Raw genomic sequence first — 26457 nt, forward strand, 5'->3', positions numbered from 1 at the left:
ATGTACATCGACCGCCCCCTATGGGCTGCGGGGACATTATTGTCCCCGCAGCAGTTCCAGCAGCAGGCGCGCTGGGAAGCCTGGACCAACGAATGCCTCGCCCATCTATCTCTGGTGCACCCCTGGGGAGTGCTGGCGGTGGCATTCGACATGGACGCTTTGCGCCTGGGGAAACTGAAAGCTTCTCGTCTGAACGTTCGGATGCCGGATGGCACCCTGATCGACACCGACCGGGTCGATCAGCTGCCCCCGGCGCTGGAGCTCTCCCGACTACTGCCGGACGGCACCCAGAGTGCGGAGCTGCTGCTGGCCTTGCCGCTGGAGCAGGCCAATGGCAACAACTGCGTGCTCGAGGGCGGCCGGGCGGATCGTCCGACCCGCTATCGCCAGGAGTGGCGTCAGGTTCAGGACCTCTACGGCGATGAGTCGCAGTCGATCGGCGTGCTGGAGCACCAGCTCAGCCTGCGCCTGGCCAGCGACGACAATGGCGACTACTTGACCTGCCCGATCCAGAGGTTGACCCGTGACGGCCAGGGCGCCTGGACACTGGATGCGTCTTACGTACCGCCTCTGCTGAGCTTCGCCGCGCATCCGGGGCTGCTGACGCAACTCGATAATCTGCTGACCCAGCTTTCGGCCAAGCGCCAACGGCTGATGGGCATGCGCCGCGAAAGCAACCAGCGCATGGCCGATTTCGCGGTGGCCGATGTCTCGCTGTTCTGGCTGCTCAATGCCCTCAACACCTACCAGCCCGTCCTGGCGGACCTCAAGCTCCATCCCGGCCGTCATCCCGAGCAGGTCTACCTGGAGCTGGCGAAGCTGGCCGGCAGCCTGCTGACCTTCTCCCTGGAGCACGACATCGAGCGGATTCCAGCCTATCGCCATGAACAGTTGGAGGCGGTTTTCCCGCCGCTGATGAGCACCATCTCGACCCTGCTGGAGGCCAGTCTGCCATCGCGGGTCGTCGCGCTGGTGCTGGAAGCCAGCGGCGCCAATCGCTGGAAGGTCTCGCTCGATGACCCGCGCCTGCGCGATCCCGATGGCGTCGATTTCTACCTGTCCGTCCGCTCGCGACTGTCGGTGGCGCAACTGCAGAGCCAGTTCCCGCGACTGTGCAAGGTGGGCACTCCGGATGACGTCGATCATCTGGTCAACGCCGCGCTCGATGGCGTTCCCCTGCGTCCGCTCAATCACGTCCCGGCCGCGATACCGCTGCGCCTGGAGAACCAGTACTTCGCGCTGGATCTGGGACACCCCAAAGGAAGGGCCATGCTGGAGGGGGGCGTATGTGCCTTCTACGTTCCCGCGACGCTGCTCGACGCCCAACTGGAACTGTTCGCGGTGTTGCGCACATGAGTCTGAAAGCCGAAAAGCCGAAGCTGTCGTCGGTGGATGTCGACGCACTGCTGCAGGACAGCTACCTCCTGGTCGTGGAGCTTCGCGAGGGGGCCTCGGCAGTGAGCGGCCGGGATCTATGGAAGCGCTGTTCGAGCCAGGTCGAACAGGTACGCCAGCAACTCGCGGATGCGGGCGTGAGCCAGCGCAGTATCGATTACATCAGCTATGCCCAGTGTGCCCTGCTGGACGAAACGGTGCTGGGCGCCGTCGAGGGGGACGCCCACTCTGAATGGGCCGGAGAACCCTTGCAGGCGAGCTTCTTCAATCGACACGAGGCGGGGGTGTTCCTCTACGAGGACATGCGTGAGGTCCTTCGCGAGCCGGCACCGGACCAACAGGTGCTGACGGCTTTCCAGCGCGTCCTGATGCTGGGATTCAAGGGGCGCTACCCGGAACCGAATCACCCCGAGCGCGAGCAACTCCTGGCGACGCTGAACGCGCAGGTCGCGCCCCTGGCAACGCACTCCGCATTGATCTCGCGCGCCGGCCGTACGGGCGGTCTCTTCCTGCAGCGCTGGCTTGCTGCCCCGTTGCTGCAGATCATGCTGGCCGGCTTGCTGCTGGCCGGCGCCTGGTGGGGACTGAACCACCTGCTGGGCAAGGCGATTGCCCGGTTGCTGCCCGGATTGGTGTGAGGAGCGCGCATGAGGTTGAAGCTGACGCGAGCCCTCTGGACCTGGGCAGCCTTGCTGGCCGTGGGGTTGTTGTTCGTCATTCCGTTGGCCGCCTGGCAACGGGGGCTGGGTGCGCTGGTCATTGCCGTCCTGCTCCTGCTGGTGTGGCTCTGGGCGGGGCGGCAAGCCGCCAGACACCGTCAGGATCTGGCGCTGGCCGATGGTGCCTCGTTGCCGCCGGCTGGCTATCGGCAACCCGTGGTGCTGGTCTGCGGTGACGGCCTGCGGAGCCTGTTCGAGATGAGCAGGGGCGACGCGATCACCCCACGCACCACCCAGCGGGGCTGCTATCTGCCCGTGGACGACCTCGATCAGTTGCCGCGCATGGTCGACGGCATCCTCGCCCATCGGCCGCATTGGAGCCGACAGCTTTGCGTCCTCCATGTCATCAACCCGGGGGAGCATGCCGATGCAGGGGCACTGGCCGGACAGGTCCGTGCCTTCCGTCACCAGCTGGCGCTGGCCCGGCGGCGAGGTGGCGCCTTGCCGTTGCTACTGGCGACCTACCTGCAAAGCGGCCAAGGTACGGGCTCCTGGTTCAGCTGGGAGGCGGGGGGGCAGCAGCCGGTTGTGCGTGAAGCCGGCGCGCTTGCCGGCCTTGCCGAATGGCAACGACAGGCACCGGACCACCAGGGCGCGGCGGCACGCCTGCGCAGCGCCGTCCAATTGGACGGCCTCGCCCGATGGCTGGCCGAGAACGTACTCGATCACCTCGTCAGCCGCGGCACGAGTGATCCCGCCTGTGTCGCCACCGCTTGCGCAATCGCGCTCGTGCCGGCGCTGCCCGGTCGTGTCGCCGGCAACCTCTGGCAACACTGGCTGCAGGAGCGGACGGCGCTGGTCGAGGCGCCGGGGCGGGAGCCAGGCAAGGGAGCTGCGCTGCCTCTGCCCGACTCCTTGCTGGCTCTGCTGCCGGTGACCTCGCAAGCCACGCCGCTGCGTCGTGCCGGCCTTGCCGCACTCTGGCTGTTCGTGGCCGCGGGACTGGTGGCGATGGCCAGTTCGGCCTGGCAGAACACACTGCTGGCGCGCCAGGTCAGCGATGACCTTCGCCGCTACCACGACATTCCCCAGCCCGAGCATCGCGACCAGCCCGAGTTCGCCCAGCGAGAGGCGGCCATGACGGTACTGCGCGAGGACGCCGCCCGCCTGGACGCCTACTACCGCCATGGTGAGCCGTTACACCTGGGCCTTGGCCTGTACCAGGGCGAACGCCTGCGCAATCTGCTGTTGGCGGCCATCACCGCCTACCGGTTGCCGCCGAAGGCTCCAGTCGTGGCGAAGATTCCCGCCCCTGTCCGCCTGGACAGCCTGTCGCTGTTCGCCGTGGGCAGCGCAAAGCTCAAGCCTGAATCCACCAAGGTGCTGATCAACGCCCTGGTCGACATCAAGGCCCAGCCGGGCTGGCTGATCGTGATCGCCGGGCATACCGATGCCACCGGCAACGCCGAGCACAACCTCGAACTGTCCCGTGCCCGCGCGGGCGCCGTGCGCGACTGGATGCAGCGCATGGGCGACATCCCCGACAGCTGCTTCGCCGTACAGGGTTTCGGCGCCCAGCAGCCGATCGCCAGCAACGACACCGAGATCGGACGCGCCGCGAACCGGCGCGTCGATATTCGTCTGGTTCCGGAAGTGGGGGCCTGCGTGCCCACCGCGGCGGCGCCGGATCGAAAGCATCAGTCGCATTCCGCGGCTTTCAACCTCTGAGAGAAGGAGCTTCACATGGCAATTCCCGTATACCTCTGGCTGCAGGACGACGGCGGCGCGGACATCAAGGGTTCGGTGGACGTGCAGAAACGCGAGGGCAGCATCGAGGTCGTCGCCCAGGATCACAGCCTGTACATCCCCACCGACAACAACACCGGCAAGCTGACCGGAACCCGGGTGCACACCCCGTTCCTGTTCACCAAGGAAATCGATGCCTCCAGCCCGTACCTGTACAAGGCCGTCACCACTGGCCAGACCCTGAAGAGCGCCGAGTTCAAGTGGTATCGCATCGACGACGCCGGCCAGGAGGTCGAGTACTTCATCACCAAGCTGGAGAACGTGAAGGTGGTGAAGGTCGCGCCGAAGATGCACGACATCAAGGACCCGGCCAAGGAGAAGCACAACCACCTGGAACAGGTCGAGCTGCGCTACGAGAAGATCACCTGGACCTACAAGGACGGAAACATCATCCACGCCGACTCCTGGAACGAGCGCCAGAGTGCGTGATGCCAGGTTAGACCGGTAGACGGCCCCATTCTGCCGGTTCCGGTGCGCCGGGTTGAGCGTCCGTTCGCGGGCGCTCAGCCAGGCACATCGAGTCGCCCTCCGGATACTCCAGCGCCACGCCCGTACAAGGAAGCACCCCCATGGTCCAGAACTCCGCCAGCCTGCTCCGTCGACTCAACCCGTATTGCGCGCAGGCACTCAGCGCAGCCGCATCGCTGTGCCAGAGCCGCGCCCACGCACAGATCACCATCGAACACTGGCTGCTCAAGCTGCTGGAGCAGGGCGAGGGCGACCTGACCCTGATCGCGCGTCGCTATGAGTGGGACCTGGATGCCCTCTGGCAAGGGCTGCTCGAGCATCTGGACCGCCTGCCGCGCAGCGTGCGCGACAAACCCCAGCTCTGCGCGAAGCTGCAGCAACTGATCAGGAACGCCTGGCTTCGTGCCTCGCTGGAAGAGGACACCGACCGCCTGCGCTCCGTGCACCTGCTCGCGGCCCTGATGGATACACCCAGCCTGCTCGAATGCCAGGAGGCCTGGCCGCTGCTGAGCCTGGGCGAGGTCCAGTTGCAGCGCCTCCTGCCGCTGCTGGATCAGCACTCCGAGGAGCGTCCGCAAGTCCAGCAGGAGGCGGCCCTGGCGGAAGGCGAAGCGGGAGGGTTTTCCGCCCCGACCACCACTGTGGCCGGGAACGATGCCCTGGTCGCCGTGCTTGACCGGTTCACCCAGGATGTCACCGCCAAGGCGCGGGAAGGGTGCATCGACCCGGTGTTCGGTCGTGACGACGAAATCCGCCAGGTCATCGATATCCTCAGCCGCCGGCGCAAGAACAACCCCATCCTGGTCGGCGAGCCCGGGGTCGGCAAGACCGCTCTGGTCGAAGGGCTGGCCCTGCGTATTGCCAACGGCGACGTGCCCGACAGCCTCAAGCCGGTGAGCGTGCGCACCCTCGATCTTGGCCTGCTGCAGGCCGGGGCCGGGGTCAAGGGCGAGTTCGAGCAGCGCCTGAAGAACGTCATCGATGCGGTACAGCAATCGGAAACCCCGGTCCTGCTGTTCATCGACGAGGCCCACACCCTGATCGGCGCCGGCAACCAGGCAGGCGGCGCCGACGCGGCGAACCTGCTCAAACCCGCCCTCGCACGCGGCGAGCTGCGCACCATCGCCGCGACTACCTGGAGCGAATACAAGCAGTACTTCGAGCGTGACGCGGCGCTGGAGCGCCGCTTCCAGCAGGTCAAGGTCGACGAGCCGGACGACGCCAATGCCTGCCTGATGCTGCGTGGCCTCAAGGCGCGCTATGCCAGCCACCATGGCGTGCACATCGAGGATGCGGCGGTGCAGGCCGCCGTCAGCCTGTCACGCCGTTACCTGACCGGCCGGCAACTGCCCGACAAGGCCGTGGACCTGCTGGACACCGCCAGCGCCCGGGTGCGCATGAGCCTCGATTGTGAGCCCCAGGAACTGGTGCGCCTCAAGGCCCGGCAGGCGGCGCTCGAACTGGAGCAGCAGGCGCTGGAAGCCGATGCTCGCTTCAGCGGCAATCCCGCCACGGAACGCCTGGGCGAGATCGCCACACAGCAAGCCGAATTGCAGCAGCGGCATGCCGAACTGGAACGGCAATACCGCCAGGAACTCGACCTCAGCCTGCAACTGCTGGCCGCTCGGCAAGCCGAGCCGGTGCAGGCGGACCGCTGCGCCGACCTGCAGCGGCAGTTGGAGGCTGCCCAGGATGGCGAGCCTTTGCTCTCGCTGGATGTTGGCGCGCGCAGCGTCGCGGAGGTGATCGCCGACTGGACCGGCGTACCGCTGGGCAGCCTGCTCAAGGACGAACAGGCCAGCCTGTTGGAGCTGGAGCAGCACCTCGGTGAGCGAGTGATCGGCCAGGACCACGCACTCGCTGCCCTGGCCCAGCGCCTGCGCGCCGCGCGCACCGGGCTGACCGAGGAAAAGGCCCCGCAGGGCGTATTCCTGCTGGTCGGCACCAGCGGCGTCGGCAAGACCGAAACCGCGCTGGCGCTGGCCGACTGCCTGTTCGGCGGCGAAAAGTCGCTGATCACCCTGAATCTCTCCGAATACCAGGAGGCCCATACCGTCAGCCAGCTCAAGGGCTCTCCGCCGGGCTACGTCGGCTATGGGCAGGGCGGGGTGCTCACCGAGGCTGTACGCCAACGGCCCTACAGCGTCGTGCTGCTCGACGAAGTGGAAAAGGCCCACCGCGACGTGCTCAACCTCTTCTACCAGGTCTTCGACCGCGGCTTCATGCGCGACGGCGAGGGGCGCGAGATTGACTTCCGCAACACCGTCATCCTGATGACCTCCAACCTCGGCAGCGACCTGCTGCAGGCCTGCCTGCAAGAGCGGCCCGACGCCACCGACGGAGACTTGCAGGAGCTGTTGCGCCCCACCTTGCGCGACCACTTCCAGCCCGCACTCCTGGCACGCTTCCAGACCCTGATCTACCGGCCGCTGCTGGGCGATTCGCTCAAGCGCATCGTCGCCATCAAGCTCGCCCAGGTCGTCCGTCGCCTGCAACGCCACTACGGCCTGGCGTGCCACATCGACGAAGCGCTGAGCGATGCGGTGGTATCTGCCTGCCTGCTGCCCGACACCGGCGCCCGCAACATCGACAGCCTGCTCAACCAGCAGATCCTCCCTGTACTCAGCCAGCAATTGCTGCAACGTCAGGCCGCCCGCCGCAAGACCCATGGCGTGATCCTGGGCTACAGCGACGAAGACGGCATCACCCTGCATTTCACCGATCCGCAGGACGAGGCACAGCCCGTCCTTGAGGAGGCCTGATCATGCTCGACAACATTCGTCCCTTCTTCGATCACAGCCGCCACAAGCTCTGGGTCCGCAACCTCGACGCCCCGCTCGACGTGCTCGCCTTCGTCGGCGAGGAAGCGTTGAGCCGGCCCTTCGACTACCGCATCGAATTCACCTCGACGCAGAAGGACATCCCCGCCGACCAACTGCTCGGCCAGGACGCCCGCTTCAGCCTTTGCCCACCGCCCACGCCCGTGCCCTTCGTGGGGCTGCAAGTGCCAGCGGAACAGCCTCTGCGTACCCTGCATGGCGTGATCACCGGCCTGCGCCGCCTCTCCGGTTCCAACGACGAAGCCCTCTATGAAGTGACCCTGCAACCGCGCCTGGCACTGCTCGGGCGCGGCCGGCAGTACCGCATCTACCAGCACCAGTCGGTGCCGGAAATCGTCGAAGGCATCCTGCGCAGCCGCCACGACTTCGAAGGCCAGGACTTCTTTTTCGACTTGAAGCGCGAGTACCCCAAGCGCGAACAGGTGATGCAGTACGGCGAGAGCGACCTGGCTTTCATCCAGCGCCTGCTTGCCGACATCGGCATCTGGTACCGCTTCACCGCCGACGAGCGCCTGAACATCGACGTGGTCGAGTTTCATGACGACCAGCGCAACTACCAGTTCGACGTCAGCCTGCCGCTGCGCCCGCAGTCGGGCACCAGCAGCAGCGGGCAGGATGCCGTCTGGCAACTGCAATCGCGCCACGGCGTGGTTGAGAAAAATCTCCACATCCGCTCCTACGACCCGCGTCAGGCCAACGTCTATCTGGAAGGCGAGGTCGACCAGACCCGCGGCGACAAAACCACCTACGGCGAGGCCTATCACTACGCCGAGCCCTACACGGTGCTGGGCGACGCCATCGACCAGGCCGAAGACCTGCAAAGCGAGTCGGGCTACTTCTATGCCCGCCTGCGCCACGAGCGCTACCTCAACGACCACACCCGCCTCAGCGGCCACACCAGCAGCGCCGCCCTGGCGCCCGGCCAGGTCCTGAAAATCGACGGCAGCGCACCGGAGGCTTTCCGCCCCGGCGCGGTGATCACCCACCTGCGCACCAGCGCCGCCCGGGATCGCAGCTTCGAGGCCCGCTTCGACGCCATCCCCTATTCGGAGGCTGTCTGCTTCCGTCCGCCGCTGCTGCCCAAACCGATCATCGCCGGCACCATCCCCGCCCGCGTCACCAGCCCGCAGCCCAACGACCTCTACGGCCACATCGATATCGAAGGCCGCTACAAGGTCAACTTCTTGTTCGATCGCGATACCTGGCCCGCCGGCCAGGAGAGCATGTGGTTGCGCCTGGCGCGGCCCTATGCCGGGGAAACCTACGGCCTGCATTTCCCGCTGATCCAGGGCACCGAAGTGGCCGTGGCCTTTTTCGAGGGCCAGATCGACAAGCCCTACATCGCCGCGACCCTCCACGATAGTCAGCACCCCGACCACGTCACTCTGAAGAACTATCAGAGAAACGTCCTACGAACTCCTTCAAACAACAAGCTGCGCATGGAGGACCGGCGCGGCGAAGAGCACATCAAGCTCAGCACCGAGCACAGCGGCAAGAGCCAGCTCAACCTCGGTCATCTGGTGGACGCGCAACGGCAGAAGCGCGGCGAAGGCTTCGAGCTGCGCACCGATGGTTGGGGTGCCATCCGCAGCGGCAAGGGCATGTTCATCAGCGCAGATGTGCAGGCCAAGGGTCAAGGGCACGTTCTGGACATGAGCGCCGCTGTAGCCCAACTCAACAACTCTCTGGAACTGGTTAAGGCGCTGGCCCAAAGCGTTTCGGTGTCGGGGGCTCTGGCGGCTGATGTACAGGCACAGCAAGCACTCAAGCAAGCCTTGACCAATCTGGCCGATGCCGGGTTGGTTGCATCGGCGCCGGCGGGCATGGCGCTGACCACCCCAAAGAACCTGCAACTTACCAGCGGTCAATGTCTTACCGCGACAGCAGGTGAGTGCGCCGACTTCAGCGTGTTCAAACGCTTCACCGTGGCCGCCGGAGAGGCCATCAGCCTGTTCGCCCAGAAATTGGGCCTCAAACTGTTCGCTTCCCGTGGTCCTGTGGATATCCAGGCGCAAAGCGACGCCATGACCATGCAAGCCGACAAGAACATGAGCCTGAGCAGCATCAACGGCGAAATGGTCCTCAATGCCGAGCACGGCATCACCCTGGTCAGCCGCGGCGCATACATAAAACTCAAGGATGGCTCCATCGAAATTGGCGCTCCCGGTGAGCTGCGTATTCGCAATGATCAGATCACCTGGGGAGGATCAGCCTCCCTCGACAAAGCCTTGGCTCCCATGACCCTGGAAGACCCGATCTACACGAATCCGACCCAGGGCGGCTTCCAGGTGTTGGACCAGGTCACCGGCAAACCCAAACCTTACGTGGCCTATCGCCTCGAAGCCGAGGACGGCGCCGTTATTCGCGGCGTTACCGACGAGAACGGCTACACCCAGAGCCACTACGGCCTCACGTCCCAGAACATGAAATTGTTCTTTGAATGAGCAAGGAGGCAGAAATCATGTCTGAACCAGAAAAACCTGTGGGCGAGGGTAAGACCTCTAAGCAAAACACTATCGTGCAGGTCAAGCATCAATCGGGGCAGTGCTACTTCCGCACCGATACTGAAGAGGTGGTCATTATCGGTGCCGAGGCGGCGGGAGAATTCGAAGAGCATTGGCAGGACATGTTGCTCCTCATGGATGCCTTCCACCAGGCCAAGGCCAGGTTTTCCGCCGCGGTGGAGCGCTATGGAGTGGCTCATTCGCAATCCCAACCGGTGCCGGCCGCCTCGGACAAGCAAATGATGTCGGTCACCCAGGCCGAGCAGGACTTACAGAAGAAGCGCGAAGCGCTACAGAAGAAGCTCGGTGAGTTTTCCCTCGATGGCATGAAATACAACGACGTTGTTGAACTGCTGCCGCTCAAGGACACCCGCAGGAAAGAGAAACAGGCCAATGGCAAAAGCAAAGCCGTGGGCCAGCGTTACGTCTACGTGACCAAGAAATATTACGACCAGAACCAAAAGAAGTTCCGTCAGGTTTCCTTGAAGTCCGCTGATAAAAAAACCGGCAAGGAAAGTATCTACTCGCGGGACAGCCATGGCCGCGTACGCATCGATACGCAAAAACTCAAAGAACAGCTGAAACTGAAATGGCCCAAACTCAAGGCCGAACTCAAAGACGTGCCGGGCATGGAAGAGCTGCTCAAGGCGACTAACAAGGAAGGAACAGCATCCTGGGAGGTCTTCGGCACTGACCTGTTCGGCTGGGCTGATACCTGGAACAAGAGTGCCAACTACAACAAGGCAGTTACCGCCGCAGTCGACGTGGATATTTCGGCTGGTGCGCAGTTCATGCGCTACGCCACCAACCTTGGCGCCAGTGCGGAGTTCAACCCAGCCGAAGGTAAAGCGTCGATTCAAGGAGAGGCCAAAGCCAGCCTGGCCGTGGCATCAGGTGCCGCGGCCATCGAGCTTTTTGTGCCAAGCCGCGTTGGCTGGCCACTTTCGCTGAAATACAACAACGACACCCGGCTGTTCGACCTGGGCAAGTTCCGCGTGAAAGTGGCCTTGCAAGCCGCCGCTTTCGTGGGCGCCTCGGTGCAGTTGGAGGCTCAGTTGCAAGTCGTGACCTCGCCCAATAAACAACAACAGGCCCTCACCGGCCTGCCCGGTGGGCGATTGCCAAGCTTCCGGGAGCAGGCCACGACGGGAAAGGTGTTCTTCCAGCAACTGGATAAAGAGGACCAAGGCCTGCAAGCGTCCGCTGAAGTGTTCGTTGGCGCCCGCGCTGAGGGTGCGCTCAAAGGCAGCATGCAGTGGTTGAAGCCTACCGCTCCGGAGAATATGCAAAAAGCATGGGGCGGGTTGCTTAAATCCACCGGCGACTTTACCGACTTCTGCACCATCGGAGGCAATATCGCAGGGTTGGCCGGTGCGGGGGCCGGAGGGAAGTTTCACTGCACCTTCATCAACGGAAAGTTCTGTTTCCACGCCGCCGCCAGTCTGTGCTGGGGGCTGGGTGCCAAGGGGGGATTCATTGGCGAGGTGGGCGTGCTCAATATCCTGGAGTTTCAGGTCTGGTTCGCCTATCAACTGTACAGCTTGGATTATGCGTTTTTTAAGATTGTCGCCGAAGACGCATTCAATGCATTTACTCATTATTGCATTTTGCAAATCGACGCTGTGGCCGATGATGTTTATAAGAGATATGGAGATCTGAAATATTCAGCAGAAAGCGTTTTTAAAGAATTTTCAGTGTTCTTTGATTTAATGGTGGATGAAACAAAAAGGAATAGGGAAGCGTCGAAGAGACGGAATCAATTGGCCAGAAATACGATCAATAAAGAAGGCGATCTCCTGCACTTCACCCCGGAGGCCAAGGGGTTGTTGCTTTACCTGCTCACCCGTCATGGTACTTGGGATCATCTGGATACCGATAACCGTGGCACGGCGTTGCTGGACATCTACCCCGAGCGAAAAGACGCAATTATCTGTGTGCTCCGCAGCATCCAGACCCGCCGGGAGTGGGACCTGGTGCTTTGCCGGATGACTGCCTCTACGGCTACTGCGACCGATAATAGAGGTTGCGATATGGACAAGGTAAGGCAGCACAGGCAGCAGTTGATCGAATTTCTCGACGAAGGCTTCAACCGCAGCGGTGACTTGATCAAGAAAGAACAGTCCCTGGGGGCGACTGTTTCCCAGGAGACGGGCGCGGTTGAGTTGGATCGCATTTATGCGAGGCTGAAGAAAACGCCAACACTGGGCTACGCCTTGGCAATGAACAATACGGATTTTTACAGGCTTCACCAGGAGTCGAACCCGCATTTTCCTCAGCGCTGTACGTTTGGCCCGTGCGAGTCTGAACCCAGTCAGTTGGCGTGATCATCAGGAATCATCATGAGTAACCTCAAACTCGCGGTGGGTTGTTGTGTTTGTCTGGCTTTGTTTGGCTGTGAGCAAAAGGCCGAGACGCAACATGGCGCTGCAGAAGCCGTTTCCTCGGCGAATCTGGATGACTTCATTCGTACCACCAAAGCCAATCTGGTGTTCGTGAAAGGCGGCGAATTCCTGATGGGTGACTTTGGCGTGGAGTATGGGCCGGAGAAGCTTCCCTATGATTCGAACCCGGACAGCAGTCCGCTGCATCGGGTCGAACTCACCAGCTATTCCATCGAAAAGTTCAAGATCACCAATCAGGCGTATCAGGTTTATCTCAAGGCCAATGGATTACAGTTGAGAAGTGGAAATAAAAAACTTGCGCTAATCAGTAGCCCACCCATGAACCCAGCGCATATGGACTGGCATGAGGCCGAGCATTACTGTCAGTGGCTAGCCAGCGTGACCGGCCAGCCCTTTGCCTTGCCTACCGAGGCGCAGTGGGAATACGCCGCCCGCAGTCGTGGCCAATTTCTGATGGTGGCCACTGACGATGGGACTTATAAGATCACAGATGATGATCGCCCCAAAGGCATCAATATTTCCACCTCGCGAGACCGTGGCGATTTTGCTGAGCAGCAGGGCTGGAAGACAGGAATCCTGATATCGCTACCAGTCGACCGATTTCCTCCCAATCCGTTGGGGCTGTATTCCATGACTGATAATGGCCTGGAATGGGTAAAGGACTGGTATGACCCAAATTACTATAAAATTTCTCCGATTAAGGATCCACAGGGGCCGAAAGAGCCTACCTTCAAAGATAAGTCCTCGAATGAAAAATACGCCAAGGTATTGAGAGGTATTGACTATCCCGATGCTCGCTGGGGAGGGGGGCTAAGTGTAAAGAGAAGTTATGATAATCCAGAGGCAGATAATGGTTTGTTTGACGGGGAAACTTCTGTAGTGATTACTGATAAAACGGCCCGCTGTGCTGTTAATAACCCTGATCCGGTTAAGTAGATCTGCTGGTCACGTGTGCGAATGTCAGGAATCATCATGAATAACTTCAATCTCACCCTGGCTTGTTGTATTTGTATGGCTTTGCTGGGTTGTGAGCAAAAGGCCGAAACCCAACATGGCGCAGCGGAAGCCATTTCCCCGGTGAACCTGGACGACTTCATCCGTACCACCAAAGCCAATCTGGTATTCGTGAAGGGTGGCGAATTCCTGATGGGTGACTTTGGTGTCGAATACGGGCCGGAAAAGCTTCCTTATGATTCAAATCCGGACAGTAGCCCGCTGCATCGGGTCGAACTTACCAGCTATTCCATCGACAGGTTCAAGATCACCAATCAGGCGTATCAACTGTATCTGAAGCTGAATGGCTTATCCATGCGAAATGATGACGACAAACTTACGCAGATCAGTAGCTTCCCGATGAACCCCGCGCATATGGACTGGCATGAGGCCGAACGGTACTGCCAGTGGTTGGCCAAGGTCACCGACCTGCCCTTTGCCCTGCCCACCGAGGCGCAATGGGAGTATGCCGCCCGCAGCCGCGGCCAATTCCTGATGGTGGCTACGGACGATGGGACTTATAAAACCACGGATACCGATGAGCGCCCAAGAGGCATCAATATTTCCACATTTCGGGATCGTGGCGAATTTGCTGAGGAACAGGGCTGGAATACGGGAATCTTGACTCCGCTGCCGGTCGACCGGTTTCCCCCCAATCCGTTAGGGTTATATTCGATGACCGATAATGGCTGGGAGTGGGTCAAGGATTGGTATGACCCGAACTACTATCAAACGTCCCCGGTCAAGGACCCGCAGGGGCCGAAAGAACCTGTTTTCAAAGCTGAATCAACCAATAATAAATATGCCAAGGTAATGCGGGGTATTGATTATCCTAATGCCCGCTGGGGCGGTGGTCTGAATGTTCAGCGAAAATATGCTAATCAGGAGGCGGATTTTTATAGTGTGGTTAATAATCGGGATTTAATATCGCTTTCCGACAAAACTGTTCGTTGTGTTGTAAACAGTTCCGATCCCATTAAGTAGCAATGTCGGTCAAGGCGCGTGAATGCCCAGAGTCATCATGAATAACCTAAAACTCCTGGCGGGTTGTTGTATTGGTCCGGCGTTGCTGGGCTGTGAGCCAAAGGCCGAGACCCAGCACGGCGCGGCTGAAGCCGTTTTCTCGGCGCATTGCGTGGTGAATGGTGATGCGCCTGTGAAATATGCCGCCAGCATGTGGCGTCGAAAAACGATGTTATGTCTTGATGGTCAGTGAGCATGTCATTGGTTGTTACTTTGGGTTTTTCAAGGAGGAACGTGTGAGCGGAAATAAGTTAATAAATATCATAAAATATGTGTTCGCGGCGGTTGGGCTTTTGCTTCTGATAGGAGCTGTTTTCATCTATGGCCGTACACAAGAAGCGATGAGCGTTGCTGTTCTGGTTATTTTGGGGGTAGTGTTTCTGGCCATTGGTGGCGGAATCATCCTGGCGGGACGATGGAAGGCCGCGCGCATAGCTTATTTGCAGCAGAATGGTGTGCTGGTCTCTGCGGATTTTCAATCCGTAGAGATAAACCAGAGCGTGTCCGTCAATGGTCGAAACCCTTATGTGATTGTCTGCCAGTGGCTCAACAAGGAAACCTCCGAGCTTCATTTGTTTGAAAGCGACAATATATGGTTCGATCCTTCGGACTATATCGAGCGCGACACCATCGAGGTGTTGGTCGATCGTGGTAATCCCAGCAAGTACCACGTCGATATCTCGTTTCTTCCGCGATTGGCGAACTGACCCTCTGAAGAGGGATGGCAAGGGGGGGGTATGCGCGGTGTTATTCGCATAGGCGACAAACTTTCATCCGGCGGCGAAGTCCTGGCCGCTGCCAGCGGTATGAAATTCATGGGGCGCGATGTGGCTTGCAAGGGCGACAGGGTACGCTGCGCGCTGCATGGGGTGAACGAGATCGCCGAGGGCGATGAAGCTTCCAGGCGAAATGGCCGGCCCATTGCCCTGCATGGGCATCGTTGTCTCTGCGGCTGCACTTTGATTTCTTCGTTGCCCAACGCGGGGAGAGGGTGACGTGCCGATTGACCTGCGGGCATTGCCCGAGCCGCTGTCTATACCGCCAGAGCCCAATGGCTTGCGCTGGTGGCTGATCATTCTGCTTTGTGCCGCTGTGGGCGGTTTGTTGGTGACGTTGTTCTGGCCATTGGACAGCCGTGGTGCGTCCCTCTGGTTCTGGTGTTGTGCAGTGGTCTTTCCCTTGATCGCGGGCCTGATGCTCTACGCCCTCCGCCGACAACTGTTCGAGGGGCAACTGGACTACGTGGAAGGCTGGAACGAGGCCCGTGACGAACAGCGGCAGGCATTGATCGAGCGTGGCCAGCGTCGTCTGGTGTTGCTGGCGGGCGCCTGTTGTACGGCGGCTGGGAATAACAAGCTGGCACAGGCGTTGCGCGCGGGAAGTATCCCCTTGCAGCCGGTCTATCAGGAAGCACAGGCCTGCACGTTACGGCTGAGCCAATTGCAGCCCGCCGCGGCGAGCCTCTCCGTGGATGAGTACATCCAGCGGTTATCGGGATACCTGCGGCAGGTCGTCCAAGGGATCGAAGAGGAATGGCGCACCTGTGCTCAGGGCGTCTCCACCCGTCTGCGTATTCGACATAGCGGCGTGCTTTCAGATGAGCAGGTATTAATGCTGTGGAATGCGGCCGGAGGTGATCGGCATACCGTCGGACCAGTCGTTTTTGCGGAGCAGGACGACGGCCTGCTTTGGCTGGATGACTGGCTGGACATGTCCGAGCCCGTTGACCTGCTGTTGTCGCTGGAGATCAACGCCTACCTCGAACCGATGGATGGCTATGCGGAGTCGGTGTCAGCCGTCCTGCTGGGGCGGCCTGAGTGGTGCACCAAGTGCAAGGTCACGCCCGAGGTCGTTGTTCATCGTCCGGTGCGTATCGGCGAACCCAAGGCGTCGTTCGAGGACGCCCTGCGTTGGGGCGGCCTGCTCGATGCTGAGGATGGTTACTTCTTATGGTTGAGCCAGTTGCCGGAGTCCTTGGCAGGGGAAATGGCCATTGTCATGTCGGGGGCTGGCCATCCTCCGGATCAGGGCAAGACACTGGATCTCGACGGAGTGCTGGGTCTGGCTGGCTGTGCCGTCGGCAACCTGACTTTGATCGTGGCAAGTGAGCAGGCCAGGACAGAGCGTGAGGCTCAGCTGGTTCTGCTCGGAGATACCTCATCGCAATGGTGTGTCGTCAGGTCTGCCTGAACGGATGTGTATAGGGATGTAACGTGAAACAGAAGCGAAGCAGTATCTGGATAGTGGTGCTCTGCGCGCTGGTTGTCGGCCTGATTTTCATTTGGGTGGATAACCCATTGCTCGGGACGAGGGGTGAAGCGGAGAAGTTGAAGTGGTCGATAGCACTGTTGTCAGGGTGTATCGGTCTGTTGTTCTTCGCAGGTCTGGGGCGTTGGGGATATCGACGGGTAGGAGCGCTGGATGTTTTCTCCCGTAGTGGTGCTGCTGAGAAGAAGCTGCGTTCAAAGCCCGCAGGGTCTTCAGCCGATTGGATGGTTGCAATTATAACCCACCTACGTCGCAACCTTGGCACCTTCGGCTTCTTCTGGCGCCACAAGGTTCGTCTCCTTCTCGTCGTTGGCGAGCCCGATCAGATCAAGGCCATAGCCCCCACCCTGGCCGAGCAAAAGTGGCTGGAAGGCGAGGGCACTGTCCTGCTCTGGGGCGGCAGCTTGCAGGGTGCTGTGGATGAAACCTTGCTCCAGCAATGGCGCAAGCTCTGCCCGCGCCGGCCGCTGGACGGCATCGTCTGGGCGCTGAGCCGGGAGCAGAGCGCCGAGCCCGTGCATATTGGCAACGCCATTTCTCATCTGCAGAACATCACCCAACTGATGCGCTGGCAGGCTCCGGTGCATCTCTGGGAAGTCCGCGAAAGTTCATGGGGACAGGACAAGCGTCCGGTCGAGCCGGTGGGCTGCCGGCTGTCCCCACGGCTCACCTCGGCGCAGCTGGAAAGCAGCCTGAGCCGCCTCGAGCCGCCCCTGCGCGAAGCCGGCCTGGCGCAGATGCAGGATGACCCTCGTCACGACTTCCTCCTGCGCCTGTCCCGCGACCTGCGGGCCGAAGGTATTACCCGCTGGACGCACGCCTGGGCCCAGCTGCAACGCGGGCGCGGCGTGGCGGTGAGCGGGCTGTGGTTCAGCCTGCCGCTGCGCGAGACCGGCGTTGGCATGAAGAACCGCTGGCAGGTCGACCCCGCCTGGCGCGGCGTGCTCGATGGCAAGACCCTGGGCGGCCGGCCACGCGGCTGGACCCTGCCGCGCGCCGGCAGCGCCGTGCTGCTCGCCCTGGCCGCGCTCTGGGGCCTGGGTATGCTGCTGTCCTTCGCCAGCAACCGCGCGCAGGTGGCCGAGATGCAAGTCGCCCTGGCGACCCTCGACCAGCCCCGCGAAGGCGATGCGCAACTGATCGCCCTCAACCAACTGGTCCACGAACTCGACCGCCTGGACTACCGCGCCAGTCACGGCGTGCCCTGGTACCAGCGTTTCGGCCTGAGCCAGAACGACGGCCTGCTCGAGGCGCTCTGGCCGCGCTACGTGAGCGCCAATAACCGACTCATGCGCGACCCGGCGGCGGCCAACCTCAAGGCCGAGCTGGCCGACCTGCTCCGCCTGCCACCTGCCAGCCCCGAGCGCGCTGCCGGCGCCAAGCTGGCCTACGACCAGCTCAAGGCCTATCTGATGATGGCCCGCCCGGAGCGGACCGACGCCGCCTTCCTGACCAGGACCCTCACCGCCGCCGAGCCGGGCCGCGCCGACATCACCACGGGCGCCTGGCAGGGCATCGCCCCCAACCTCTGGCGCTTCTATGCCGAGCACCTGGCGGCGCACCCCGACTGGCGCATCCCGGCCGATCCGGTCCTGGTCGCCCAGTCCCGCCAACTGCTGCTCGGCCAGTTGGGCCAGCGCAACGGCGAAAGCGCCCTCTACCAGAAGGTCCTCGACGAGGCGGCCAACCACTATCCGCCGCTGGGCCTGCAACAGATGGTCGGTGATACCGACGCCCTCGCGCTGTTCTCCACCGAGGCAGAAGTCCCCGGCGTCTTCACCCGCCAGGCCTGGGAAGGGCAGATTCGCCAGGCCATCGACCAGGTCGCCGAAGCACGCCGCGAAGAGATCGACTGGGTGCTCAGCGATGACCGCAGGACCCTGGCCGCCGAGCTGACGCCCGAGGTCCTGCGCGAACACCTCACCTCGCGCTACTTCCAGGACTACGGCAGCGCCTGGCTCGAGGTCCTCAACAGCCTGCGCTGGCACCAAGCCGACAGCCTCGCCGACGTCATCGACCAGTTCACCCTGATGGCCGACGTGCGCCAGTCCCCGCTGATCGCTCTGATGAACACCCTGGCCTACCAGGGCCAGGCCGGCCAGCGTAGCCAGGCGCTGAGCGATTCTCTGATGAAGTCCGCGCAGAAGCTCATTGGCCAGGACAACGCCCCTGCCATCGAGCAGAACACCGAGCGGCCGCGCAGCCCGCTGGACGACAGCTTCGGTCCGCTGCTCGCCCTGCTCGGCAAGAGCGTCGAGCCCAGGGGCAACGACGACAGCCTCAGCCTGCAAGCCTTCCTCACCCGCGTCACCCGTGTGCGCCTCAAGCTTCAGCAGGTGAGCAACGCCCCCGACCCGCAGGCCATGACCCAAGCCCTGGCACAGACCGTATTCCAGGGCAAAAGTGTCGACCTTACCGATACCCAGTCCTACGGCAGCCTGATGGCCGCCAGCCTGGGGGCGGAGTGGGGCGGCTTCGGTCACAGCTTGTTCGTCCAGCCCCTGGAGCAGGCCTGGCGGCGCGTGCTGCAACCCTCCGCGGCCGGCCTCAACAGCCAGTGGCAGCGGGCGATCGTGCACCCCTGGGACAGCGCCTTCGCCGGTCGCTATCCCTTCGCCGCTACCGCCAGCGACGCCTCGCTGCCGATGCTCGGGCAGATGATCCGCACCGACTCCGGGCGCATCGCCCAGTTTCTTGCCCAGCAACTGGGCGGCGTGCTGCGCAAGGAAGGCAACCACTGGGTGGCCGACACCGCCCACAGCCAGGGCTTGCGCTTCAACCCCGAGTTCCTGCGGGCGGTCAACCAGCTCAACGATCTTGCCGACGTGCTCTATACCGACGGCGGCATGGGCATTGGTTTCGAGCTGCAGGCCAAGCCGGTGCGCAACGTGGTGCAGACCACCTTCATCCTCGATGGCACCCGGCTGGAGTACTTCAACCAGTTGGAAAGCTGGCAACGCTTCGACTGGCCCGGCGCCAGCGACCACCCCGGTGCCAGCCTGAGCTGGACCAGCGTCAAGGCCGGTGAGCGATTGTTCGGCGATTACCCCGGCACCTGGGGGCTGATCCGTCTGCTGGAGCAGGCCCAGGTCACCGCGCTGGACGACAGCCAGACCCGCTACCGCCTGGTCCTCACGGCCCCTGACAAGCTGGAGCTGACCTGGAACCTGCGCACCGAACTGGGCGCCGGCCCGCTGGCGCTGCTGCAACTGCGCGGCTTCAAACTGCCGGCGCAGATTTTCCTCGATGAGGGCGCGGCGCCGATGCCGGTCGCCGATACGGGAGCTTTCCAATGAGCCTGTCGGCCTTGATCAGCAGTTGCCTGGGTGAGCGCGATGCGCTGGCCATGGCCCGCCAACAGGCGTCGGACTGGGAGTCCTGGCTGGAGCCCGTGGACAAGCGCTCGGCGGTTGGCGAGGACCCGGGTTACGACGATGACTTCCAGCGTATGCGCGAGGAGGTCAACAAGCTCTCCGGCGCCGATGCGGAGCGGGTGGCGGAGCTGGCGGAAAAGCTCCTCAAGGGGCGTTGCAAGGACTTGCGCGTTGCGACCTATTACCTCTGGGCGCGCTTGCAGAAGGACGGCGAGGCGGGACTGGCCGATGGTCTTAGCCTGCTGGCCGCCCTGGTGGAGCGCTTTGCCGCCGAGGTGCTGCCGACCCGTGGCAACAGCCGGCGGATGGCAGTGGAGTGGCTCGCCAGCGGCAAGGTGCTGGACAGCCTGTCGCTGTATCCGGAGGTGGTGAAGGCCGAGGCCGAACGTACGGTCGCCGCACTGGCCTGGCTGGAGCATGGCTTGAAGGCCTGGCCGGAGGATCAGCGGCCGGCGCTGGGGCCCCTGTATGCCGCGTTGTCCAGCCGCCTGGCGCAGTCCGGCGGGGTGGATGCGCTGGTGCCACAGAATAGCGCCACCCACGAGGCGAACGTGCAGAGCAACGCGCCGGTGGTCGCCGCCATCAAGTCCGGCCGTGACCTGCTGGACGGCGGCCGGGCGCTCGCCGGATACCTGCGCGACCAGCCGCTGGGCTGGCTGGCGGCGCATCGGTTGATGAAGAGCCTGCGCTGGGACACGGTGCACCAGGCGCCGCCCGAGGAGGCCAGCGGCAACACCCGGCTGGCGCCGCCGCGCAGCGACTACCGGGCGCAGCTCAAGCGGCTGTACCTGCAACAGAGCTGGAGCGAGCTGCTCGATCAGGTGGAGCGTATCTATGCCGAAGGGGTGAACCACTTCTGGCTCGACCTGCAGTGGTACCTCTGCCAGGCGCTGGGCAAGCAACCGGCGCCCCAGGATGGCTGGGCCGATATCGTCAAGCGCGACCTGGGCATGTTCCTCGATCGCCTGCCGGGCCTGGAGACCCTGCGCTGGAATGACGGCACCCCCTTCGCCGACCAGACCACCCGCGACTGGATCGCCCAGCATGTGAGCGGCAACCGTCCGCTGCAATGGCTGCCGGCGCCCGCCAACCCGGTGCCGGTGGATGCCGACATCCTCGCCCTGGAAGGCGAGGCCTTGGCCCAGGCCGACAGCGACGGCGCGGAAGCGGCCCTGGCCTGGCTCGGCAGCCGGCCGGGCGTGCAGACCGGCCGCCAGCGCTGGCTGGTGCGGCTGTTGATGGCGCGGGTGGCCGAGCAGTGCGGCAAGGCCGACCTGGCCATCCACCTGCTCGACGAACTGGAATCCACCGCACAACGTCAGGCGTTGGCCGAGTGGGAGCCCGATCTGACCTTCGAGGTTCAGGCTCGTCTGCTTAAGCTGCTGCGCCTCAAATCCCAGCGCAATGATGCGGACCGGCAGGCGCTGGGCCGGCGCATGGATGCCTTGCTGGCCGCCCTGGTCGGCATCGACCCGGTACGGGCCGCCGTGCTCTGCGGCTGAGCTTCACTATTTCAGGATGCGTGTTGTGGACATGGACAATCTGACACTGCGTTACTTCGACGCGGAGATGCGCTATCTGCGCGAAGCCGGGCAGGAATTCGCCGAAGCCTTCCCGGACCGCGCGGCGCTGCTCAACCTCGACAAGCCGGGCGCCCGCGACCCCTTCGTGGAGCGCCTTTTCGAGGGCTTCGCCTTCCTCATGGGGCGGCTGCGCGAGAAGCTCGACGACGATCTGCCGGAGCTGACCGAGGGACTGGTCAGCCTGCTCTGGCCGCACTACCTGCGCACCATTCCCTCGCTGTCGATCATCGAACTGGCCCCCGATCTGCAACACATGAAGCGCAGCGAGCCGATCGAGAAGGGCCTCGAAGTCCTGTCGCAACCGATCGGGCCGCAACGCACCCGCTGCCGCTACACCACCACCCGGGACCTGACCCTGCAGCCCCTGGCGCTGGACTCGCTGCGCCTGGCCTACGAGCCCGACGGACGCGCCGTGCTGCGCCTGCGCTTCGCCTGCGGCCCGATGACGGACTGGGCGCAGGTGGACCTGAGCGACCTGCCGCTGTACCTCAATGCCGATGCGCCGCTGGCCAGCGCGCTGCACCTGGCCCTGACCCGTCATGCCCAGGCGCTCCACGTGCGCTTCCCGGGCGCACCCGAACGCCTGCCGCTGGAGGGGCATTTCGCTCCCGGCGGCTTCGGTGAGAAGGATCGTCTCTGGCCCAAGGGCGACAGCGCCTTCAGCGGCTATCAGCTGTTGCTGGAGTACTTCAGCTTCCGCGAGAAGTTCATGTTCGTCACCCTGCATGGACTGGAGCAGGTGCGCGTTCCGGCGGGGGCGCCCTGGTTCGAGCTCGACGTGGTGCTGGCCGAGGCCTGGCCGCGTGATTTCGAGCCAAGGGCCGAGCATCTGCGCCTGCATGCCGTGCCGGTGATCAACCTGTTCGCGCTGGAGGCCGACCCGCTGCAACTGGACCCGTTGCAGAGCGAATACCTGCTGCGCCCCATGCGCCTGCAGGACGGCCATACGGAAATCTATTCGGTGGACCGGGTCACTGCTTCCCGGAATGCGGAGCGCGAGGACTATGTGCCCTTCACCAGCTTCCGCCACAAGGGCGGGATGCTGCGCGACGAGGCGCCGGAGCGCTACTTCCATACGCGCCTGCGGCGGGCCGCGAACGGGCTGCACGATACCTGGCTGATCCTCGGCGGCGAAGGTTTCGACGCCGATCGCCTGCGGCTGGACGAGAGTCTCTCGCTGCGGCTGACCGGCACCAACGGCCAGTTGCCGCGCAAGGCGTTGCAGAGCACCCTGCTCGACACCCTGGTGCAGTCCACCCAGGCCGGTCTGCGGGTGCGCAACCTGTGCGCGCCGACGCTGCCCTGTTACCCGCCCAACCGCGACCGCTTCCATTGGCGAGTGCTCAGCCACCTGGGCTCGAACTTCCTGCCGATGCTGGACAACGCCGATGTTCTTCGCGGCACCCTGGCGCTCTACGACTGGACCGGCAGCGAGCTGAATCGCCGACGGCTGGAGGGCATCGTCGAAGTCCGTCATCACCTGATCCAGCGCTTCGAGAAAGGCTTCCTGCTGCGCGGGGTGGATATCGAAGTCACCCTGGATGCCAATGGTTTTTCCGGCGAGGGCGACATCAGCCTGTTCGGCGAAATGCTCAGCCGTTTCTTCGCCCTGTATGCCGACATTCACCTGTTCAACCGGCTTACGCTGATCCTTCAACCCACCGGTAAGTGTTTGCGATGGAACGAGAACCACAGCCAGCGTATTCCCGGCTGAACGCCAGCGGATTGCTGCAAGCCCTGGATGGGCGCGTGGCGCAGGCCAACCTGTTTCGCTTCTGCCAGTTGCTGGAGCGGGCACTGCCGGGGCAGCCGCCGCTGGGCAGCACCTCGCGCCCAGGGGATGATCCGGTACGCTTCCGTCCCGACCCCGGCATGGGGTTTCCCGCGAGCGAACTGAAAGCCATCGAGGCGGGCGAGGGCCCCGCCACGGTGCGTACGCGCCTGCTCGGCCTGTATGGCGTGGATGCGCCGCTGCCGACCGCCTACCTGGACGACATCGCCCAGCGCCGCGAAGGGCACGAGGCGCTGGAAGCCTTCCTCGATATTTTCAATCATCGGGTGTTCACCCAGTTCTACCGGATCTGGCGCAAGTATTCGTACCCGGCCACCTTCGAGGCCGGTGGCACCGATGCCACCTCCCAGTGCCTGCTCGGGCTCATCGGCCTGGGCATTCCCGGCACTGCCGGCCACGTCGCCACGCCCATTTCGCGCTTCCTGGCCCTGCTTAGCGTGATGCGCCTGCCGACCCGCAATGCCGAAGGCGTGGTGGCGTTGGTCAAGCTGCTGGCGCCCAACACCCGGGCAAGGGTGACGCCGCACTGGCCGCAGCGGGTCGAGCTGGCGCAGCCAGCGAGCCTGTCGTCGAGCCGGCCGGTCAGCTTGTCCCAGGGCACGCCGCTGGGCAGCGTGGGGCACGACGCCAACAACCAGCTGCACCTGGCGCTGTTCACCGAGGACCGCGACGAAGCCCAGGGCTGGCTGCCCGGCGCGCCGTTGCACAACGATCTGCGGGTGCTGTTGCGCGTCTATCTCGGCTGGCGTTGCACGGCGCGGTTGCAGCTGTCACTGCCGCTGTCCTGCCTGCCGGAGCCGCGCCTGGGGCGGGCGCCGGTACTGCTGGGCATGACCGGGGTGCTGGGCCTGGATGGCAGCACCCGCGTGTGCGGGCAGGAGTTCGTCACCATCAATCTGGGCCGTTACCAGGGCCTGGTGCTCAATCCCGAGGACAGAGAGACAGAGCATGTCGCCTACCGTTTTTAAGCTGTTGCTGCTGACCCTGCTGGGCTCGGTGCTCAGCGGCTGCGGCCTTTACCAGACCGTTTCGGATACTTCCGCCTCCATTGCCAAGTCGGTGTTCTACAAGCAGGTGAAGACCCTTCACCTGGACTTCACCGGCCGCGCCGCGATGAACACGGACAGCCGCGACATGTCCGGGCTGTCGGTGCCGACGCTGGTGCGGGTCTATCAGTTGCGCGATGACAAGACTTTCGCGGCGGCCAGCTACGATGGCCTGCTGAGCGGTGGTAGCGCCGCGCTGGGCGCCGACCTTCTGGACGAGCGGGCCGTGGTGGTCAAGCCCGACGAGGGTGCGCAACTGAATGTGCCGATGGACAAGGCCGCGCAGGTGGTCGCCGTGGTGGCGCTGTTCCGTCAGCCGGATACGACGGAGAACAGTTGGCGCCTGGTGCTCGCCAGGGACGAGCTGGACCCTGACAAGGCGCGGGTGATCGAGCTGGGCGACAACCGCCTGAGCCTGCGCCCGCTGTCCAAGCAGGAGTAACCGATGGCTGAGCACAGTCCATCGCTCTACGAAATGCTCCTGCAGAATTTTACCGGCGAGCTGGAGCTATACCGGGTGCGCGAGGAGGACCAGCCGATTCTGTCGGTCCTCGACAACCTGCAGCGCATCCTCAACAGCCGCGCGGGCTCGCTCAGCCATCTGCCGGACTTCGGCCTGCCCGACATGGGCCAGATACTCCAGGGCCTGCCGGCCGCGGCGCACGGGGTGATGGGCAGCCTGACCCTCACGTTGCTCAAGTACGAGCCGCGCCTGGCGGAGCTGAGCATCCAGCTGCTGCCGCAATCCCGGCCGGGGCACCTGGAGTACAGCCTCGATGTGCGCCTGAAGAGCGGTGAACGGGCGACCTTCGGCACCACCCTCGCGCCGGCGGGCAAGGTCCTGCTGCGCCACCTGAAACGGCAGAACTACCTGCCGCTATAGCCCTCACGGATGGATGGGAAATGAGCGCCCTGGCTGAACTCGGAATCCGCCCCGGAAGCGACCCCCGTGGACGTCGTGAATTTACTGTGCTGTGCGATGAGCTGGCGAAGCTGAGCCATCCCGCCCGCCCGGACGTCGACTGGGCGAAGGTCGAGCACTATTGCCTGGGGCTATTGCAGAGCAACGGCGGCGACTTGCAGACGGTCGCCTTCCTCGTTCTGGCGCTTGGCCATCGGCATGGGATTGCCGGCCTGGCTGAGGGACTGCAACTGCTGGAGCGGTTGTGGGCCGATGGCGCTGCGCGACTGTGGCCGCCACAGATGTCGGCGCGGGTGGACATACTGGCGTGGCTGTTTGCCCAGTTGCAGCCGCTGCTGCGGGGGCTGGACGTCGGTGCGCGGGATCTGCCGGCAGTCGACCAGGTGGCAACGGGGCTCGCGCAGCTAGATGAGGATATTCGCCGATGCAGCGAAATCCCGCTTGCACCCCTCCAGGCGTTCCGTCAGCAGCTCGACACCCTCGCTACGCGTCTGGAGTGCAGCGCCGGCAAGGCGACATCGAGTGGTCGGGTGGTGGCTCGAGTTGCGCTCGGCGAGCCAGCGATACGGGTGTCGGAGACTGAAGTAGTAATCAGTCCTGCCGTTCCGGTACCAGCGGTGATGATGCTGGAGACTCCGGCATTGGCCCAAAATCCTGAGGAGCCCAGGCGCGCCAGCGTTCGTCGAGGAGTATGGTTGGCGGCCCTCGCCGCGGCGTTCCTGTTGATCGGGATTCTGGGATGGCTTCATGGACAGCCCGCCTGGAGGGCGCAGCAGGCGAGCGGGGCGAACGAACCTATGTCCGCCGAGCAAGCTCCGGCTGCCATCACCGAACCGCTCCGGCTGGACAGCCGACTGTTGTTCGCCTCCGGCAGCGCGCAACTCAAGTCCGATGCGACCAAGGTGCTGGTCAATGCGCTCGCGCACGTCAAGGCCCAGCCGGGATGGCGGATCGTCGTTGCCGGTCATACCGATGCTTCGGGCGATGCACAGAGAAACCTGCAGTTGTCGCGCGAGCGTGCCGCCGCGGTGCGTGACTGGATGCAGAAGATGGGGGACATCCCCGAGGACTGCTTCGCCGTTCAGGGCTATGGAGCTAGTCAGCCGATCGAGAGCAACGAGACCGAGGCTGGTCGCGCTGCCAATCGACGTGTCGATATCCGGCTGCTGCCCGAGCGCGAGGCCTGCAGGGTCAATAGGGAATAGCTCGATCTCAGGCGCTCTGGCTCGGGCGGTGGTAGCGCTTTTCGCGGGCATTAAAAAAGCCGGCTTGTGGCCGGCTTTCAGGGGGTGGTCCAACCTTACTTCTGGTAAAGCAGACCGCCTTGATTCTGTGGCGACGCAGTGAGCTGCTCGCGGGGCGCAGATAGTAGCAAAGCCGGA

Annotated in this window: 20 protein-coding genes; all 20 read left to right on the top strand. The window is 63.3% G+C overall.

Annotation, left to right across the window (positions count from 1 at the left end; translation table 11 throughout):
- The 20 genes from tssK (at position 1) to O6P39_RS04110 (ending at position 26280) form a co-directional block, all read left to right on the top strand.
- Entirely contained in the window at positions 1 to 1356 is a 1356-nt protein-coding gene (tssK, locus tag O6P39_RS04015) for a type VI secretion system baseplate subunit TssK (protein ID WP_275610138.1), read from the top strand.
- Positions 1353 to 2033 (top strand): type VI secretion system protein TssL, short form, encoded by a 681-nt coding sequence (gene tssL / locus O6P39_RS04020; protein ID WP_275610139.1) that lies wholly within the window; start codon positions 1353 to 1355, stop codon positions 2031 to 2033. Before tssK ends, tssL begins: the two co-directional genes overlap by 4 nt.
- Positions 2034 to 2042: 9 nt before the next feature.
- On the top strand, positions 2043 to 3782 hold the full coding sequence (locus tag O6P39_RS04025; protein ID WP_275610140.1) for an OmpA family protein: 1740 nt from the start codon (positions 2043 to 2045) through the stop codon (positions 3780 to 3782).
- A 15-nt stretch (positions 3783 to 3797) separates the two neighbouring features.
- The gene (locus O6P39_RS04030) at positions 3798 to 4289 is read left to right on the top strand and encodes an Hcp family type VI secretion system effector (protein ID WP_275610141.1); all 492 of its coding nucleotides are present in this window, start codon (positions 3798 to 3800) and stop codon (positions 4287 to 4289) included.
- A gap of 140 nt (positions 4290 to 4429) precedes the next feature.
- Complete coding sequence (gene tssH, locus O6P39_RS04035; protein WP_275610142.1) at positions 4430 to 7090, top strand: type VI secretion system ATPase TssH; 2661 nt, start codon at positions 4430 to 4432, stop codon at positions 7088 to 7090.
- A gap of 2 nt (positions 7091 to 7092) precedes the next feature.
- Positions 7093 to 9612: a type VI secretion system Vgr family protein gene (gene vgrG / locus O6P39_RS04040; protein WP_275610143.1), complete on the top strand. Its 2520-nt coding sequence runs from the start codon at positions 7093 to 7095 to the stop codon at positions 9610 to 9612.
- A gap of 17 nt (positions 9613 to 9629) precedes the next feature.
- Positions 9630 to 11996 carry a hypothetical protein gene (locus O6P39_RS04045; RefSeq protein WP_275610144.1) on the top strand — a complete coding sequence of 789 codons (2367 nt, stop codon included), beginning with the start codon at positions 9630 to 9632 and terminating at the stop codon, positions 11994 to 11996.
- A gap of 15 nt (positions 11997 to 12011) precedes the next feature.
- Positions 12012 to 13010, top strand: a complete 999-nt coding sequence (locus tag O6P39_RS04050) for an SUMF1/EgtB/PvdO family nonheme iron enzyme (RefSeq protein WP_275610145.1) — start codon at positions 12012 to 12014, stop codon at positions 13008 to 13010.
- A gap of 36 nt (positions 13011 to 13046) precedes the next feature.
- Positions 13047 to 14051, top strand: coding sequence for an SUMF1/EgtB/PvdO family nonheme iron enzyme (locus tag O6P39_RS04055; RefSeq protein WP_275610146.1), 1005 nt, complete (start codon positions 13047 to 13049; stop codon positions 14049 to 14051).
- 22 nt (positions 14052 to 14073) lie between these two features.
- On the top strand, positions 14074 to 14283 hold the full coding sequence (locus O6P39_RS04060) for a hypothetical protein (protein WP_275610147.1): 210 nt from the start codon (positions 14074 to 14076) through the stop codon (positions 14281 to 14283).
- 43 nt (positions 14284 to 14326) lie between these two features.
- Positions 14327 to 14797 carry a hypothetical protein gene (locus O6P39_RS04065; protein ID WP_275610148.1) on the top strand — a complete coding sequence of 157 codons (471 nt, stop codon included), beginning with the start codon at positions 14327 to 14329 and terminating at the stop codon, positions 14795 to 14797.
- A gap of 108 nt (positions 14798 to 14905) precedes the next feature.
- Positions 14906 to 15085 carry a PAAR domain-containing protein gene (locus O6P39_RS04070; RefSeq protein WP_345774675.1) on the top strand — a complete coding sequence of 60 codons (180 nt, stop codon included), beginning with the start codon at positions 14906 to 14908 and terminating at the stop codon, positions 15083 to 15085.
- A 1-nt stretch (position 15086) separates the two neighbouring features.
- Positions 15087 to 16280: a hypothetical protein gene (locus O6P39_RS04075; RefSeq protein WP_275610150.1), complete on the top strand. Its 1194-nt coding sequence runs from the start codon at positions 15087 to 15089 to the stop codon at positions 16278 to 16280.
- Positions 16281 to 16582: 302 nt separating this feature from the next.
- Positions 16583 to 19654, top strand: coding sequence for an ImcF-related family protein (locus O6P39_RS04080; RefSeq protein WP_275610151.1), 3072 nt, complete (start codon positions 16583 to 16585; stop codon positions 19652 to 19654).
- Entirely contained in the window at positions 19651 to 21234 is a 1584-nt protein-coding gene (gene tssA, locus O6P39_RS04085; protein ID WP_275610152.1) for a type VI secretion system protein TssA, read from the top strand. Before O6P39_RS04080 ends, tssA begins: the two co-directional genes overlap by 4 nt.
- Before the next feature lie 25 nt (positions 21235 to 21259).
- Positions 21260 to 23029: a type VI secretion system baseplate subunit TssF gene (tssF, locus tag O6P39_RS04090; protein WP_275610153.1), complete on the top strand. Its 1770-nt coding sequence runs from the start codon at positions 21260 to 21262 to the stop codon at positions 23027 to 23029.
- Positions 22993 to 24075 (top strand): type VI secretion system baseplate subunit TssG, encoded by a 1083-nt coding sequence (gene tssG, locus O6P39_RS04095; protein WP_275610154.1) that lies wholly within the window; start codon positions 22993 to 22995, stop codon positions 24073 to 24075. The genes tssF and tssG overlap by 37 nt, the downstream gene beginning before the upstream one ends.
- Entirely contained in the window at positions 24056 to 24595 is a 540-nt protein-coding gene (tssJ, locus tag O6P39_RS04100; protein WP_275610155.1) for a type VI secretion system lipoprotein TssJ, read from the top strand. The genes tssG and tssJ overlap by 20 nt, the downstream gene beginning before the upstream one ends.
- A 3-nt stretch (positions 24596 to 24598) precedes the next feature.
- Positions 24599 to 25036 carry a type VI secretion system baseplate subunit TssE gene (gene tssE / locus O6P39_RS04105; protein ID WP_275610156.1) on the top strand — a complete coding sequence of 146 codons (438 nt, stop codon included), beginning with the start codon at positions 24599 to 24601 and terminating at the stop codon, positions 25034 to 25036.
- 20 nt (positions 25037 to 25056) lie between these two features.
- Positions 25057 to 26280 (top strand): OmpA family protein, encoded by a 1224-nt coding sequence (locus O6P39_RS04110; protein WP_275610157.1) that lies wholly within the window; start codon positions 25057 to 25059, stop codon positions 26278 to 26280.
- Positions 26281 to 26457: the final 177 nt, after the last annotated feature.

The organism is Pseudomonas sp. PSE14 (genome assembly GCF_029203285.1).
Classification (GTDB): Bacteria; Pseudomonadota; Gammaproteobacteria; order Pseudomonadales; family Pseudomonadaceae; genus Pseudomonas.

Excerpts from the sequence above, each read along its gene's own strand:
- tssK (WP_275610138.1), top strand. The coding sequence starts at position 1 with ATGTACATCGACCGCCCCCTATGGGCTGCGGGGACATTATTGTCCCCG.
- tssL (WP_275610139.1), top strand. The coding sequence starts at position 1,353 with ATGAGTCTGAAAGCCGAAAAGCCGAAGCTGTCGTCGGTGGATGTCGAC.
- O6P39_RS04025 (WP_275610140.1), top strand. The coding sequence starts at position 2,043 with ATGAGGTTGAAGCTGACGCGAGCCCTCTGGACCTGGGCAGCCTTGCTG.
- O6P39_RS04030 (WP_275610141.1), top strand. The coding sequence starts at position 3,798 with ATGGCAATTCCCGTATACCTCTGGCTGCAGGACGACGGCGGCGCGGAC.
- tssH (WP_275610142.1), top strand. The coding sequence starts at position 4,430 with ATGGTCCAGAACTCCGCCAGCCTGCTCCGTCGACTCAACCCGTATTGC.
- vgrG (WP_275610143.1), top strand. The coding sequence starts at position 7,093 with ATGCTCGACAACATTCGTCCCTTCTTCGATCACAGCCGCCACAAGCTC.
- O6P39_RS04045 (WP_275610144.1), top strand. The coding sequence starts at position 9,630 with ATGTCTGAACCAGAAAAACCTGTGGGCGAGGGTAAGACCTCTAAGCAA.
- O6P39_RS04050 (WP_275610145.1), top strand. The coding sequence starts at position 12,012 with ATGAGTAACCTCAAACTCGCGGTGGGTTGTTGTGTTTGTCTGGCTTTG.
- O6P39_RS04055 (WP_275610146.1), top strand. The coding sequence starts at position 13,047 with ATGAATAACTTCAATCTCACCCTGGCTTGTTGTATTTGTATGGCTTTG.
- O6P39_RS04060 (WP_275610147.1), top strand. The coding sequence starts at position 14,074 with ATGCCCAGAGTCATCATGAATAACCTAAAACTCCTGGCGGGTTGTTGT.
- O6P39_RS04070 (WP_345774675.1), top strand. The coding sequence starts at position 14,906 with ATGGGGCGCGATGTGGCTTGCAAGGGCGACAGGGTACGCTGCGCGCTG.
- O6P39_RS04080 (WP_275610151.1), top strand. The coding sequence starts at position 16,583 with ATGGTTGCAATTATAACCCACCTACGTCGCAACCTTGGCACCTTCGGC.
- tssA (WP_275610152.1), top strand. The coding sequence starts at position 19,651 with ATGAGCCTGTCGGCCTTGATCAGCAGTTGCCTGGGTGAGCGCGATGCG.
- tssG (WP_275610154.1), top strand. The coding sequence starts at position 22,993 with ATGGAACGAGAACCACAGCCAGCGTATTCCCGGCTGAACGCCAGCGGA.
- tssJ (WP_275610155.1), top strand. The coding sequence starts at position 24,056 with ATGTCGCCTACCGTTTTTAAGCTGTTGCTGCTGACCCTGCTGGGCTCG.
- tssE (WP_275610156.1), top strand. The coding sequence starts at position 24,599 with ATGGCTGAGCACAGTCCATCGCTCTACGAAATGCTCCTGCAGAATTTT.
- O6P39_RS04110 (WP_275610157.1), top strand. The coding sequence starts at position 25,057 with ATGAGCGCCCTGGCTGAACTCGGAATCCGCCCCGGAAGCGACCCCCGT.